General features: G+C 39.8%; 12 protein-coding genes and 2 pseudogenes. 7 read left to right on the forward strand and 7 right to left on the reverse strand.

From position 1 onward, the window contains the following. Positions 1-88 precede the first annotated feature (88 nt). Both CDG77_RS05320 and CDG77_RS05325 read right to left on the reverse strand, forming a co-directional pair. Positions 89-1,963 carry a serine/threonine-protein kinase gene (locus tag CDG77_RS05320; RefSeq protein ID WP_094328369.1) on the reverse strand — a complete coding sequence of 625 codons (1,875 nt, stop codon included), beginning with the start codon at positions 1,961-1,963 and terminating at the stop codon, positions 89-91. A 178-nt stretch (positions 1,964-2,141) separates the two neighbouring features. Next, positions 2,142-2,978, reverse strand: coding sequence for an alpha/beta fold hydrolase (locus tag CDG77_RS05325; protein WP_094328370.1), 837 nt, complete (start codon positions 2,976-2,978; stop codon positions 2,142-2,144). 75 nt (positions 2,979-3,053) lie between these two features. Here CDG77_RS05325 and CDG77_RS05330 point away from each other — a divergent pair, with 75 nt between their 5' ends. Further along, positions 3,054-3,200: a 3-alpha domain-containing protein gene (locus CDG77_RS05330; protein WP_094328371.1), complete on the forward strand. Its 147-nt coding sequence runs from the start codon at positions 3,054-3,056 to the stop codon at positions 3,198-3,200. 43 nt (positions 3,201-3,243) lie between these two features. Here the strand turns inward: CDG77_RS05330 and CDG77_RS05335 are convergent, their stop codons facing one another. Next, positions 3,244-4,176: a bestrophin family protein gene (locus tag CDG77_RS05335; RefSeq protein WP_094328372.1), complete on the reverse strand. Its 933-nt coding sequence runs from the start codon at positions 4,174-4,176 to the stop codon at positions 3,244-3,246. A 585-nt stretch (positions 4,177-4,761) separates the two neighbouring features. Continuing rightward, positions 4,762-5,163 (reverse strand): VOC family protein, encoded by a 402-nt coding sequence (locus CDG77_RS05340; RefSeq protein ID WP_094328373.1) that lies wholly within the window; start codon positions 5,161-5,163, stop codon positions 4,762-4,764. 437 nt (positions 5,164-5,600) lie between these two features. Between CDG77_RS05340 and CDG77_RS36255 the strand changes: the two genes are divergently transcribed. Further along, on the forward strand, positions 5,601-5,741 hold the full coding sequence (locus CDG77_RS36255; protein ID WP_190233912.1) for a hypothetical protein: 141 nt from the start codon (positions 5,601-5,603) through the stop codon (positions 5,739-5,741). A 98-nt stretch (positions 5,742-5,839) separates the two neighbouring features. Here the strand turns inward: CDG77_RS36255 and CDG77_RS05345 are convergent, their stop codons facing one another. The 3 genes and pseudogenes from CDG77_RS05345 to CDG77_RS05355 form a co-directional block, all read right to left on the reverse strand. Next, positions 5,840-6,742, reverse strand: a complete 903-nt coding sequence (locus CDG77_RS05345) for an SIMPL domain-containing protein (protein ID WP_094328374.1) — start codon at positions 6,740-6,742, stop codon at positions 5,840-5,842. A gap of 136 nt (positions 6,743-6,878) precedes the next feature. Then, a complete protein-coding gene (locus CDG77_RS05350) occupies positions 6,879-7,256 on the reverse strand; it encodes a hypothetical protein (protein ID WP_094328375.1) in 378 nt (125 codons plus the stop codon). Positions 7,257-7,762: 506 nt separating this feature from the next. Then, a pseudogene (locus CDG77_RS05355) lies at positions 7,763-8,878 on the reverse strand (NAD(P)/FAD-dependent oxidoreductase). A gap of 131 nt (positions 8,879-9,009) precedes the next feature. On the opposite strand from CDG77_RS05355, the gene CDG77_RS05360 reads away from it, so the two are divergent. From CDG77_RS05360 to CDG77_RS05380, 5 genes and pseudogenes are all read left to right on the forward strand, one after another. Beyond that, positions 9,010-9,852 carry a hypothetical protein gene (locus CDG77_RS05360; RefSeq protein ID WP_094328376.1) on the forward strand — a complete coding sequence of 281 codons (843 nt, stop codon included), beginning with the start codon at positions 9,010-9,012 and terminating at the stop codon, positions 9,850-9,852. Continuing rightward, positions 9,834-11,159, forward strand: coding sequence for an O-antigen ligase family protein (locus CDG77_RS05365; protein ID WP_094328377.1), 1,326 nt, complete (start codon positions 9,834-9,836; stop codon positions 11,157-11,159). Before CDG77_RS05360 ends, CDG77_RS05365 begins: the two co-directional genes overlap by 19 nt. Before the next feature lie 289 nt (positions 11,160-11,448). After that, positions 11,449-11,952 (forward strand): annotated as a pseudogene (lepB, locus tag CDG77_RS37365) (signal peptidase I); the annotation flags it as partial. Between the two features lie 975 nt (positions 11,953-12,927). Next, positions 12,928-13,317: a hypothetical protein gene (locus CDG77_RS05375; RefSeq protein WP_094328379.1), complete on the forward strand. Its 390-nt coding sequence runs from the start codon at positions 12,928-12,930 to the stop codon at positions 13,315-13,317. Between the two features lie 183 nt (positions 13,318-13,500). After that, on the forward strand, positions 13,501-14,022 hold the full coding sequence (locus CDG77_RS05380) for a Ycf51 family protein (protein ID WP_094328380.1): 522 nt from the start codon (positions 13,501-13,503) through the stop codon (positions 14,020-14,022). Positions 14,023-14,101 lie beyond the last annotated feature (79 nt).

Raw genomic sequence — 14,101 nt, forward strand, 5'->3', positions numbered from 1 at the left:
AGGGATGTAGATGACCTTAGTTTTAGTTTATGGCTAAAGTGGTGATATATACGATGGGCTAAGTCTATGCACTGTTTGTTGTACTTTGCTAGAAATTTGATAAATTACTTGGTATCGTCTTAAACTTTTCTGCTGTCCCCAAAGAATAATCTTCTAACTTAAAATCAGCAAAAGGCTTCTTCTCTAACCTATCCCGTAGTGCTTCATCAAGAATTACACCTTCCGATTGCTTTTTTACACCAATAATTATAATACTTCTCTGATATTTAGTTAAATCCTGGTTTGCCTGACAATCACTCCGTTGAAATTGTCCCAAATTTAATATTCGATAACGTTTAACACTTGGGGTATTAATAAATATTTTTTTTACTAACAATTGAATTTGTTTAGAACGTTCTAGAGCCATTCGCTGTTGAACTGCTATATTACCTTTACAAGAAACTGTACCTACAGATATAATCTCGCTGGGATCTCCCATTATATTCTGTATATCTTCTTGTTCTAAGTTCAACTTTAAAAGGTCTAGACTAATAATTTCATCATTATATTTTATCTGAAAATTGCTACCTAAAAGCCATTTATACTCTACTGATAAAACAGCGATATTAAATTCGGCTACCTTTCCCTGGCTATCTCTACCTTCTCGATCAGAAAAATAATCAATATTTCCTCTCTTTTCGGGAGATTGACCATAATTTGACCTCACAATAAATTGTGAGTTTCGCATTGCTAATGCCACTATACTCAGTAATCCTAATATCACTAGCAGCCCTGCAAAAAATTTCAGTAGTGGTACTTCTTCTGGCTCTTTCTTCTGTGGGGATGGCAAAGTTTGAGGAATTGGCGCAGACAACTGCTCCGTGTTCAAATCGATTGCTAAATTAATATTTTCAGGAGTAGTTTCTGTTGACTGGGTTTCGACAACAGGGGCGGGAGGAATACTGTTTTCTGGCTCCTGCTCCAACGGCAGAGAGCTTGGCTCTGAATCCTCTACTTCTACAAATGGCTCTCGTTTAGGTGGGGTTGAATCTTCTTCTGAACAGAACTTTTTGCTTTCTTCAATTTGTTCTAGACGCTGTAAAATTTCTTGGGTATTAGCAGGACGACTTTCTATATCTGTTGCTGTTAGCCAATCAATTAAGTTTAATAGTAAAGGTGAGATATCGATGGCATGATGTTGCCAATGTAATACATTTTGCTGAACATCATACATATCTAAGGGATGCTGTCCTGTTAGCAAAAATATAAAGGTGCGTCCCAAGGCAAAGAAATCTGATTGCGGTACTGCTTTAGCATTCATTTGTTCTGGAGCGCTGTAGCCAGATGACATAAGTGCTGTCATCCCGTCGCTGTTGCTGAGTTGGTCTGAGTCGATTCTGCCGATTTCAGTGGTAGTGCCAAAATCAATCAGTACCAAATTCCCCCAATCTTTCTCAATGGGGGATCGAATCATGATATTAGATGGTTTAATATCTCGATGTAGGTAGTGTTTACTATGCACTAAATTCAAAATTTCTAGTAATTGTTTTAACCAAGCTATAGCTTGGTTTTCAGAAACAGGGCGATTCTGCTGCTGTCGCCACTGTTCTAAGTTGCACCCGTCGATTTTTTCCATTGCAATGCAATGCAATACTAAACCATTTCGGGTTTGATACTGGAAGTAACTATCTTCTTTGGGAATGCCGGGATGCTTGAGTTGTTCCAGCACAGTTACTTCTTGCTGAAATAGTTCTACTGCTTTGGCGTTACCTGATAGATCGTCTTTGAGTATTTTGAGGATTTTAGGGGTATTTTGTTCGTATGCTTCATAAACTTTACTAAACCCTGTTTTGTCATTCAATAGACACGTCACCCGATAACGCCCTAGCAATTCCAAATGGGAACCACAACTTTGACAAAAGCGGTTTTGTTCATTATTCGGGTGATTTGGTATAGGGCAAAGGGGATTGATACAAAGGCTCATGACTTGCTTATCCGTACTTTAACAGTTATCAGTTATTAGTTATCAGTGTTTCCGGGTTACTGATAACTAATAACTGATTTAAGGGGAGCAGAGATGCGTAGCCGCTTATTGCTAGACATCGCTCCTATTAATTCTTCTGTTGCCGGATGATAATCCCGTCTAATAATAATGAGATTTTCTATCTGTGTTCTGCCAAGAAAGCTGCTACAGTTTGGTTAAATGCCTCTGGTTGTGTCAAAAACGGCCAGTGATTGCCAGGAACTTGGCAGATGCGTAGTTTTTTGAGATAGGTTTTGTAGGGTTGAATTTGCCAATCTTGGCGGTTAAGTCCTTGTTCTGGCTGGACAAAGAGAGCATGGGTATCAAGGGGGATTGTAAAACCAGGAACTTGCATAACTGCTTCAAAAATCCCGTCGCGGGCGGCGATGGTAAATTTGCTGCCCCAACTACCATCGGGTTTTTGTTCTATTCCTGCTTGGAAAACTTGCTGTTGCAAAGAACTCCATCCTTGATATTGTTTTAGCTTGCGTGCTTGTTGTTCGGCTTCTTCATGACTGCCAAAGGGGCCCATGCTTTTGAGAAAAGGTAAGAAGCGATACAACATGGGAAAAGTTAGCCTGAGGAGGCTGGGCATTTTCCAGATGAAAATTGGATCGATGAGAATTATACTCCGCAAACGCTTTGGGTTTTGTCTTGCCCAGATAGCGGCTAATTTGCCTGTCCAGGAATGGCTGACAATATGGGCAGAAGTCCATCCCAGACGATCCATAAGTGTTTCCAGGTCTGCGATCGCACTTTCAAAAGTATAATCTCTCTCAGGCTTACTACTTTCGCCATGTCCGCGCATATCTGGGGCGATTATGTGGTAGTCTGCTGCTAAGTAATCTCCTAAACTAGACCACACTAGAGCATGGTCGCCTAAACCGTGTAACAACAGTAAGGGTTCTTGACCTTGGTTCCACTCTAAGTAAGAAAGTTGGATATCAGGCTTTGATAAAGTTTGACGTACAGGCATGATTGCACATCCACCAATGAAGAGATAGTTTCGCGTTTATATACTACTGCGAAACAAGCTGGAGGGCGGGAAGAAATGAGTCTATTCGATGCGCTTATCACCCAATTGTATGCAGGCGAAACAGAAGACCTAGAACTGTTACACCGCGTCATACAAGTTGGGGCTTTACCCATAGATTGGCGAAATTATTTCCAGCAGAAAATCGAAAAGCTGAATAGATGAATTTCATCAATGTTAAAATTCTTCAGAAAACGCTCTAATTGTTTTAGAAACAGTCTGAACTTTTTTCATAAGTCAAATTACCTGACTGCGATCGCGCATTTGGAGTCAGAGTCGTTAAATCGTCTATATTGCGTTTCATTGTGGCGCAAATCGCATCTAGAGGTAAGTCGTTAGGGTCATAACCAAAGGGGTTTTCTATCTCCAAGCCGATTGCTTCAATACCAAATACTGTAAAACCAACTAACGCCGAAATTAAACCTGTCCACCAACCCAAAGTCCCCACTATTTGAAATGGTAGCAGGAAACAATATAGTAACAGTAATTGCTTCAGATGAATGGCATAAGCCAAGGGCATAGGTGTTTTTAAAATCCGTTCGCAAGCACCTAAATTATCTACAAGATTGTTTAATAATTCTTGCATTGATGTTAACTGGTAACTATTAAGGCAATTGCGATGATGCTGCTCCTGTAAATAATCTCCGATCCAAAAGGCAACCTCTATCGGAGGATTATTCATAATCTTCAGTTTTATATATTTACTAGATGGCATTAAATCTTCCAATTCGCTATTGACTGCTTCTTCCCGCAAATGCAATTTAGTTGTCACGGCAAAAGCTACCAATAAATTTAATGCTGTAATTTTATTATCTTTATCTTCTGCTGAGATTTCGTCAATAGATACCCAAATTTGCCTGGCCAGATTTCGGGTATTATTTACTAAAGATCCCCAGCATTTTCTCCCTTCCCAAAATCTCTCATAAGCAGTATTTGTCCGAAATACAAGTAATAAGCCTAAAACAATACTAGGAATAACATTTGCTAAAATCGGTTGGGATACAGGCTGTTCAAAATGGTAAAGGACAGAAATTACAAATCCAAAAGCTCCGCACCATAAAATATGCTTGTAGATTGCTTTCATAACCGAACCTTTAAATTGCAATTTTGTACGTAGCCATGTGTTTTTTTCGGCTGTCATGCAGTCACCCTAAGAGAATATTTAGTGAATCGATAGATGAAATATCGATGCTTTAAAAATAATAACTATATAAATAGCACAATTGGCAAATAGGATACTTTAAAAAGTAATCTTGCTAAAGAACACGATCTGCTGACCACAATGATTGCATTTTAGCTCCTGTTATACAATATAGAGTCCGGTTAAATACCTATCATTAGGATTAGTACAAAGAGTTTTTGTCAGCAATTAAGCGACGATTATATACAGCAGAATTCAGAATTCAGGAGTCAGAATTCAGAATTAGAATAGGCTCTGTGCCTAGCTACGAGACCTAGATGCTGTACTTCACTAATCTCTGCTATAAAGGTTAAAAGAGATACCTACGGCTGGCTACGCCTACACAGCTAATTGTCAAGAAATGTAAATATTTAGTGGTGGCTGCATAAATCCCGCGCCTCACTCTGATAAATCGATAGAAGAAAAGGTACATGGCTCTCAATAATGGTCATACAGCATTAGTTGGTGTTATGTACCCCAGTAAATCAAAAAGTTCTAGTCTGTACAAATCCTGCCCTGTAAATCGAATGTTTAGACATAACCAAATTAGTTATGTCTTTTTTTGTCGTTAGTCTCAAAACGTTGAATTTCAATCAAATAACCACTGGGATCGCGGAAAAAACAGTGGTAAATATTGTACTTTTCATTTAGTATCGGTGGCTTTTCAAATTTGACACCACGTTCTTTGAGATATTCAAACCACTCATCTACCTGCTGCGTTACTAGGGTAAAAATGACACTTGGTTGCTTGTCAGATGGAGGAGTGGATTTTTCGCTTGCTTGGCAAAATCCCAAGTATCCAGATCCACTAACAGTATAAATTCGACAAGTTCCTTGGTCAAGCCATAACTTCAAACCCAGCATTTGTTCGGAGAATTCAGTAGAGGCATTAAGATTGTGGGTATAAAAGAAGGTAATTTGCTGTTCAATTTGCGGATGAGTACACATAAACACATTTGAGTATATACCCCAACGACATCTGGCGATCGCATGGGTAAAAATTGATTGATGTTAGAAACCTGTTACTACTCCAGAATGCCTTAAGTGCATCTGGAGTTTCTTTTTGGAAAAAGCAATCGTAATTTTCCAAATCATCCCGATCTGCCAAAATATGGCTGAATAGGGATGCATACTGAATTATCTATATTTAACATAGGGCATCACTTGTTGATGTACCCCCTCCTACCAAACAACTCTCGCAAAGCAGCCTCAGATTTACTGGGGCTGTTTTGCGTTACTTCGATAGTACTTAAACAAAATATCTTTCAAACTCTCATTTCTCTGCGCCTCTACTCTTCCTTATTCCGTAATTCGTCCGTAAGTACTATTCAAACAGAAAAGTTGTGTAAATAAAGCAGTTAATCCTCAAACATCCTTAACTGTATTTGAGTGTATACCCTGATGACGTAAGATGCTCTGAAGGTGAAAATTTGGGTATAGGTAAATGCGTATCTTTCCTGACTCCAGAGTTGTTACAAACAGTTCTGGAGTTTTTTAATTACAGAGGAGCGATCGCTCTTGAATAAAAGAATTATGAACACGCACACTATAGCTGTGCGGAAGTTAAGCGATCGCACTTCTAAATCTTGACTAAATCAAAGTGCGACACACTTAATATAAATGCTTATTTAGTTGTATATGTCACAAAAATATCCTTTCTCATCTCTACCTCTGCTGGGGCATCTGGATTATAAGTCGTTGATAATAAAAGACTAGCAAATGAAGGTAAAGGAACTCCAGTTTTAGAACTACATGAAGAATAAAATAATGTGTAAAATGGTTCAGCGACAGAAGGAATATCAAGTTTAACACCCATAGCAGTTGCTAAAGCTTGAGCGCGGCTTTGAGCATCTTTCATAGCTGATTGATAAACGGAACTCTGCAATGCTTGACAGTCATTTACTGCGTATTCTACGCCCACACTCTTAACGGAAAGATTTTCCAATTGGCTCGTGGACTTGTTCGCAGTAGCAACAATTTCCTGGACGCGATCGCGTGTGGGTTTTTCCAGCCTCACCAATATTTTGGCGCTGTTTTCACTGGAATCAGGGCTAATTTGCACTTGAATTTTATCAGCACGAATCCCTTTGGCAACTAGGCTATTAACTACAGGCTGGAGAGTTGCTTTAGTTAGGGATTTTTTGCTTGGTAAAGATTCTGCTGCTTTTTTGTAATTTAAAAGTAGAGTTGGTGAGGCAGCCTGGTGTTGTTGTTCCAACAAAGAGGGACTGCCGTTCGCCCTTGGCGTGCCGGAGGCATACCTGGAGGGTGAGGATATGTTGCGGGTTTGCGGTAGAGATGAGGGTTTCGTTTCTAAATCATCATTACTATCTTCCCTACTGAATACCAATTCAATATCAGCTGTATCTGCTGGCACTCTCACTACCCCTTGACCGATTACCATTAATGAGTGGCGATCGCTTGCTGGTGGATAAAATAATTGGGCATTAGTGGCTTTGGGTGTTAATACTCCGATCCCGACAGTGACGGTAATGCTTACTAATATTAGAGCAGTTATGTTTCTCATGTCCTGGGAATGTCCTTTGAACCTAGTAATTGTCAAAGTTTACACCTCAAGAGCAGGATACTTACAAAAATATTGAGCTAATTCCACAGCGTTTAGTCATGGGATTAGCTCAAAAATAACAATTCACTGCGAACTATTAACCAAACCAGTGTGAGGCTTCACAAGCTGGCTGAACTGTTTCACAAACATTATGGTTAATCCAATCTGACTTTTCTTGAACGATTAAACAAATGCCTTGATGAATCAAATTCTGCAGGTGCAGCTGCTGCTCTAAGGGTTTGCCAGGCAATTTGTAATAAGCCAGGCTTTCTTGTTCAGCCTCCGCCAGAGAAATATGTCCATCAGACATAGCGCTGTAAAAAGAGGGAATGCGGGTGAGGACAAAAGCAATTAGCTCTTGGCGTAAGTCAGGAATTGCAAAAGCTTTTTGATATGGATGGTATGGATATGTATCTAAAACGCTTTCAATCTCTCCTACTACTGATTGCTGTGTTAAATTAACTACCGTCTTCATAATTTTTAAACTCCTTTTTTAATCTAGTCAATGATGCGTGGAAAAAACAATTTTTTTAGATGGCAACGTCGTCATAACAATCACTTAAAAGTAGTTCAACTGATAAATGCAAAATCCAGTGGAACTAGCCTTTTATCTTGATTGAATATCAGACATTTGGTTTTGCTGATTTTAGTTAAAGTTTATACTGATTCGCAGTATGATTTATTAAAACAGCATCCAATATACTGGTAGGTTAGCGATACTATATATTTATAATCCTAATTATTCCAAATTTATGCCAAGAAAGCAGAAATCTACATAAAACGCAGCATAAAAGCTGGGGGATCAAGATGAACAGCAATAGACATATTGAATTAGGAACAAGTTTCTAATGAAGTTAAGCTTTTTGGTAATTCTCATCACATTTTAAGTTTGCTGCAAAATTCGCTGTTTCATCTAAAAAACTTATTGGTTGCCCGTTGATTTAGGAAGTCAGACAAATAAGGAATTGCTAAAGTGCAAAATCAGTCTAGCGACTGATGAAACGATCGGGTAAAAATGTTGAGAAAGTTCACATTGTCTAAAGGAAGATGATGCAACTGATGATTAATTTCATTAGCAGCAGCTAATCCAGAAAGCATCGCACCTTCCGCAAGATTGCCGCCACACCAATCACCACAGCAAACTAAAGGTAAGGGAGTTCCAGCAGACAAAAAAGCTTCGTGCCAGGGACGGCTAGGAAAGGCATAACGCCAACGATGTACTTGGATCCATTCGGGAGTATTCAGCCAAGGAAGGGACAGAGATTCAGCTGCTCGTTGCAACATAAGCTCTGCAACGGGTTGTAAATCCTGGATTTCTAGATGACGTTGGGCGAAATCAGCGCTACTTTGCACTACAAAATGTGGTTGCTGAGGCTTAGGACGCTTGCTACTGTCCAAACCAATCCACGCTAAATCAGCATCATCGACAAAAGTTAGCGCCTTCCACTGAGGGAGTGGGTGGGATGTGGGAGGATATCCAGCGATCGCACTAATTGAGGAATAAAATTCTACAGAACGCAAGTTATCAAGAAAGGCTTTATCTAATCCACTTTCACCCAAAGGTTCTAACAGCATCATTGCTTGGGGTGCAGGAATGGCAACGATTATAGCTTTTGCAGTTAATTCTTCGTTGCCAGATTCGAGAGTCAAGCGCCAACTATTTTCGGGAGTTGGGGTAATAGCGATGACACGCTGATTCAGTAATATTTCTAAACCTGGGGCGAGGGATTTAGCGATGTCTGACGACAAGCCGCTCCGCGTCTACGCACTCATTCCCGCAGGTGCAACATATCGCGGACTGCGGTTTTTTGGTTCAGATAAAGGAGCGCCTGCGGTGAATTCATAAACCTCCTCTGTCCAAACTTCCAGGATATGGCGCGATCGCAATATCTCCACAAAATGTCTAAATAATTCACCCTTTGGCTTCAGATAACAAGCCCCACGATCGGCCCAAGTTCCATGCAAGCGGCGGGTAGCGAGTCTTCCTCCCAAACCACGGGACTTGTCTAGCACTAGCACCGAATAACCAGCTTGACTTAATTGCTGGGCGCAGACTAAACCGGCCATTCCGGCACCAATCACTACAATATCAGTCATGAGTCCATAGTCCTTAGTCATTGGTTATTGGTCATTAGGTTATTATCAAAGGACAAAATTACTACTAATGACTGCTGAAAGCTAATAGTAGAATAAGGTACAGAAAGTTGCACGGAAGGGAGGAAGGGAAATTGGATGAGATGAGGGCGGCGCTAGAGTTAGCGACCGAAGAAGAATTGCAAGATTTAACGGCAATTCTATTTAGTCGTAAGTTCAATCCCCTAGACTATGTACACACACCCGAACCCATCGAAGTGCAAAGCCAAGACCGCAAAGCTTGGTTAGATTCACTAGAAGGTCGCTTTCGTTTTTTGGCGGCAGATGGGATGACTGTATTACGGGGACGTACAGGCCAGGTAACTTATCGACAAGCCTTAGTTCAAGTATGTAAGTATCTAAAAATTCCTTATTCTAATCAACTGGCAACTATTGATTTAGAAGCAGAAGTATTTTTGCATCTGTTAGGACAGGTGTGGAAAAAATTACCTGAACAGGAAAAACAAAAATTGACTCTCCGAGTGCAGCGTCACCTTATCCAATCAGAACTAAAAGAACCTCTACCACTTTTATTGCAGCCTGACCCCTTGGGGTTACTTTTCAAAGGCGGTAGTGCGATCGCGGTTACTTCACTTCTCCAGCCACTTGTACTTAAGCAAATTGCTCGTCAATTTGCCATCCACTTTGCTACTTATGAAGTAGCTAAACAAGCGGTAATTACTGGCTCAGAAGCAGCTACAACGCAATTCCAAAGCTATGTAGCGATGCAAATGGCGCAACGGGGGATGACGGTGAGTGCAGCTCGTTATGGGGCAGCCCGCACGATGTTTGCCGTGATTGGCCCGATGATGTGGACTTGGTTTTTTGCAGATTTAGGGTGGAGAGCGATCGCCACTAACTATGGTCGAATCATCCCTACCATCTTCGCCTTAGCTCAAATTCGCCTCACTCGTGAGGAATGTTGGGAGCCAGCTTGAACAAAGTTTTTGACTATTTCAAGTCTCGTTGGCAATCTTCTTGGAACTACTCTCTGTGGGCACTGTTAATCTTCCCATTGAGTCCATTGGTGGGGGCTGTGACTATCGGTTTTGTCTCATTAATAACTTGGCTGAAACAATCCCGCAAAATTAATCGCCGCCCCATCAACTGGGGATTTGCCCTTTTGAGTGTGTTACTGATCGTCAGTGCTGGGTTTGCTGATGACAAGACAGCAGCATTCCTCGGCTTATTTAATTTATTACCATTCTTTTTACTTTTCGTTGCCCATAGCGCTCTAATTCAAACATTTGCCCAATTGCGGCAAATGGCTTGGGTTTTAGTAATCGGTTCCATACCAGTGGTAATTCTTGGTTTGGGACAGTTATTTTTAGGCTGGAGTTTTAAGTTCCAGTTTGTGTGGGTTGTATTTAGTTGGACAATCAGACCAGGAGGAAATCCGCCAGGTCGCATCGCTTCACTCTTTTTGCACGCTAATACTTTCGCTGCTTATCTAGCGATAGTTTTCATCCTTGGTGTAGGGTTGTGGCTAGAAAACTATCAGCAATTAAGAGTTAAGAGTCAAAAATCATTTCTTCCCTTCCTCTTCCTAAGCGTAGCGGTGATTATGAATTTCATCGCCTTGATTTTTACCAACTCGCGTAATGGTTGGGCGATCGCTATTTTTGCCTGTTTAGCTTATGCACTTTACCAAGGCTGGCGTATTCTTGTGGGTAGTGTCGCTGCGATCGTTTCTAGTGTGCTTTTGGCAGCTTTTGCTCCCTCGCCAGTCGCTCAATTTTTTCGTCAGTACGTTCCTGCTTTCTTTTGGGCAAGGTTAAATGACGACATGTATCCAGATCGGCCAATCGCTTTAATGCGAAAAACTCAGTGGGGATTTGCCTGGTCTTTAGCTGAACAACATCCTTTGACTGGCTGGGGGTTACGTAGTTTTAGTGGACTCTACAAAGCCCAAATGCAAATTCCCTTGGGCCATCCCCATAACTTTTTTTTGATGTTATCTGCTGAAACTGGCTTTCCCAGCACTTTGTTATTTTGTGGCTTACTCGCTTGGATTTTGATCGCAGGTGTTCAATTACTACGAAAGTCAAAACATATAAATACAGAAGATAGATTGATATTTTTCACTTATCTTCTGACTTTTGTTGGTTGGATTCTATTGAATACAGTAGATGTAACCCTCTTTGATTTTCGTTTGAATGCACTTTCATGGGTAATATTTGCTGCCATTTGTGGAGTAATACATCGTTATAACCAATATGACAAGCTTGCATCTCATCAAAATTAGTTAGGAAATGAAAAATCGCAACTATTTAAATCCTAAACATCAGAAAAAGCTAGTTCATTCTTATTTGATCTCAAGTTTTCATCGCATTTCTAAGCTTTACACATTTCTTTTGCTAGTTAAATGTGGCAGTGTTTTCATTCTCTTAACTCTAGCCAATACAGCATTATTAGGGATTTCACTAGTCAGAGCGCAAAACCTAGAATTGCCGAAAATTAAACCGTCTAGTTTGATACCAGAAAAAAGTCAATATCCAAACACGAGCAATATTCGGGTTTTGAAAGAAGCCTTTGAAGTTAGATGGATACCATCAGGGGCGATGGAACCAACTTTGCATGGTACTTCAAATACCTGGACAGCAGATTCGATATTAGTTGATAAACTGGTTTATCGCTCCCAATTACCCAAACGTGGAGATATTATTCTATTTGAGCCTACTGAGGAGTTACGAAAGGAAGAGTATAAAGACGCATTTATTAAGCGGATAATTGGTCTACCCGGAGAAAAGGTAGAACTTAGAAATGGCAAAGTATATATCAACAACAAACCTCTTCAGGAAGACAATTACCTTAGCTCTCAAGAGTCTACAGTAATTGATGTTTGTATATCAGGGCCACAGCCACCTTACTTAGCAAAACCTCAGATTATACCACCTAACTCATACTTAGTATTAGGGGATAACCGCAATTCTAGCTATGATAGCCGTTGCTGGGGTGTTGTTCCCAGGAAAAATCTTTTGGGTCAAGCTGTCAGAATAATTTGGCCTTTAGTTAATGAAACTGAGTTAGACGAAACGCGAAATAGTCAACAACGTTCCGCAGAAGATTTATTTCTTAAAAATGTTGGCTTTTTGATAACACCAAATGAACTAAATGATTCACCACATTACTTAGTATTTATTACTTATTTCCAAACATATTTGGCAAATGCTCAAAAAAATAAAGATGTTTTAAATCAAATTATTTCTTTAAAACATCTTGTTGTATATAGTTTCATTAAAAATGAAATTAGCAAAGCGATTGATTACTCCCAACAGCTTTTGATAATTGGACGAGAAAATCAAATTATCGGAGTCGAAACCCAAGCTTTGACATGGCTATCTTTTGCTTACTTAGTCAAAGGTTCTTATGATATTTCAAGTGATTATAGTCAACAAGTCTTACCTTTAGCCCAGAAAAGCCAAGATTACAACAACGAGTATCTTATTCTATTTTATCTAGCAATAGCTGATGTGGGAAAAGACAATTGTTCCAAAGCCAATACTTTCTATAATCAGAGTTTATCTGTTTTACCTTTTGTTGATGAGCCAATAAAAAAAATAGTCCAGTCACTGTTAGTATATTTTTCTTCTGAAGAAAAAATAAAAGCTTGCTTGCCATTAGCAAAACTCTAGAAATATATATCAATTATCATTTGTGTGTGTATTCATGTATGTATTACTGAAAATGCACAATCACTTAAGTGTTAAAGTATCAGGCGATCGCAGCGCAGCCACCGCGACTTAGAACCGCTATAACTTTTTCAGTGTATGCACGGGGGCATTTAGAGTTTTAAGTTAATAAGATTACTATATTCACGTCTGTGACTGTGAGTGTGACTAATACCTAATTAGTCACTGTTGCTGATTGTTGGGAAGGTGTAGGGACGACCCTTTGGGGTTTTCCTACATGACGGGCATCTCTTGTAGATGCCCTTTTGTATATTTATTATTTTTATTTAGTCAAACACAATCAAAAAATATTTAGCTTAGTAAAAAAACCAGAATTTCTTCATGAAATTATCCTTGCAAAGCTTTACATTTTTCACTTCTTCATTAGGGTTATTGACAATTAACTTTGCTTTTCCTCTACCTGCTAAAGCAGCAATTGAGTGTGAAGCAGGTAATATGATTTATTATCCCAATGGTTCGCTGTTAACTTGTATACTCGATCGAAATACTAATGTGCAAGTTTTCAGTTCTCTTTCAGAGACATCCAATATTCCCTGCCGAGGAAAAAATTACATATCTTTCGATGAAAAAGGACAGTTCCAAAGTTGTCAGATTGCAGATGACATCCAAATTAGAACAGTTAATGCAGTTGAAATTTGTCCGGCAGAATATAGGATATATGTCTCAACTTCAGATAAGGGAAATAAATCTTTTACTTGTCGGCAATATTAGCACTATATAATTTGTAATTGATATAGCAATCCTGAATTATTCGCGATCGACAAGATACCCGACTTCTCAAATAAATGGGGTATCTGCGGGTTACAATTCTCACAAATCAAATACCTTATGGTGTAAGCTCTCGGTAAAATAGGTGTGTCGGTAACGAAAAAAGACGCATCCATAACCTACCTTATGCTCACAACAGCTAATTTTCTTCAGTACACCCAATGGTCAGGTATAGCTACCTTGGCATTCGCTGCCTTAACAGCTTTAGCTTTTATTCTCAAATGGGGCATCCGCTTTCGGCTGGTGGGTACAACTGGCTTTATGCTGGTGCTGACGGGTGGTTTATTTGCACTATCGATAGTCCCCTTAAGTCGGGCTGTGATTCCAGGAGCAGGTAAGTACACTCTAGTTTATGACAATGGCTCCACACAAGCAGTTATTACCACATCATCCCAAATTACACCCACACAATTAGAAGCAACTTTACGTCAAGCAGCTAGTAATTTATTTTCTTATGGTCGTTCAGGTACACGTGAAGACGACAACTTGACAGTTCGCGCCCGTACCATTATCCACCCAGAACCAGGGATTTCTGTACCAGTTTACTTGGGTGAGGTGAAGCGATCGCTCGTTTCTCATCAAAATTCACCAGTCACAGTAGAAATTTACACAGATAAATTAGCCCAATTGTCAAAACCTACTGCTTAAAAGGCACGCAAGGACGCGGAGAGAGTATTTGATAATTTCTCCGCGTCAACCCTCTTTATGTCTTCATCTCAAAGAACAA

The organism is Nostoc sp. 'Peltigera membranacea cyanobiont' 213 (genome assembly GCF_002245975.1).
Lineage (GTDB): Bacteria > Cyanobacteriota > Cyanobacteriia > Cyanobacteriales > Nostocaceae > Nostoc.

What these genes read in the sequence shown, in the direction of transcription:
- CDG77_RS05320 (WP_094328369.1), bottom strand. Translation starts at nt 1,963, where the DNA reads ATGAGCCTTTGTATCAATCCCCTTTGCCCTATACCAAATCACCCGAAT.
- CDG77_RS05325 (WP_094328370.1), bottom strand. Translation starts at nt 2,978, where the DNA reads ATGCCTGTACGTCAAACTTTATCAAAGCCTGATATCCAACTTTCTTAC.
- CDG77_RS05330 (WP_094328371.1), top strand. Translation starts at nt 3,054, where the DNA reads ATGAGTCTATTCGATGCGCTTATCACCCAATTGTATGCAGGCGAAACA.
- CDG77_RS05335 (WP_094328372.1), bottom strand. Translation starts at nt 4,176, where the DNA reads ATGACAGCCGAAAAAAACACATGGCTACGTACAAAATTGCAATTTAAA.
- CDG77_RS05340 (WP_094328373.1), bottom strand. Translation starts at nt 5,163, where the DNA reads ATGTGTACTCATCCGCAAATTGAACAGCAAATTACCTTCTTTTATACC.
- CDG77_RS05345 (WP_094328374.1), bottom strand. Translation starts at nt 6,742, where the DNA reads ATGAGAAACATAACTGCTCTAATATTAGTAAGCATTACCGTCACTGTC.
- CDG77_RS05350 (WP_094328375.1), bottom strand. Translation starts at nt 7,256, where the DNA reads ATGAAGACGGTAGTTAATTTAACACAGCAATCAGTAGTAGGAGAGATT.
- CDG77_RS05365 (WP_094328377.1), top strand. Translation starts at nt 9,834, where the DNA reads ATGTTGGGAGCCAGCTTGAACAAAGTTTTTGACTATTTCAAGTCTCGT.
- CDG77_RS05375 (WP_094328379.1), top strand. Translation starts at nt 12,928, where the DNA reads ATGAAATTATCCTTGCAAAGCTTTACATTTTTCACTTCTTCATTAGGG.
- CDG77_RS05380 (WP_094328380.1), top strand. Translation starts at nt 13,501, where the DNA reads ATGCTCACAACAGCTAATTTTCTTCAGTACACCCAATGGTCAGGTATA.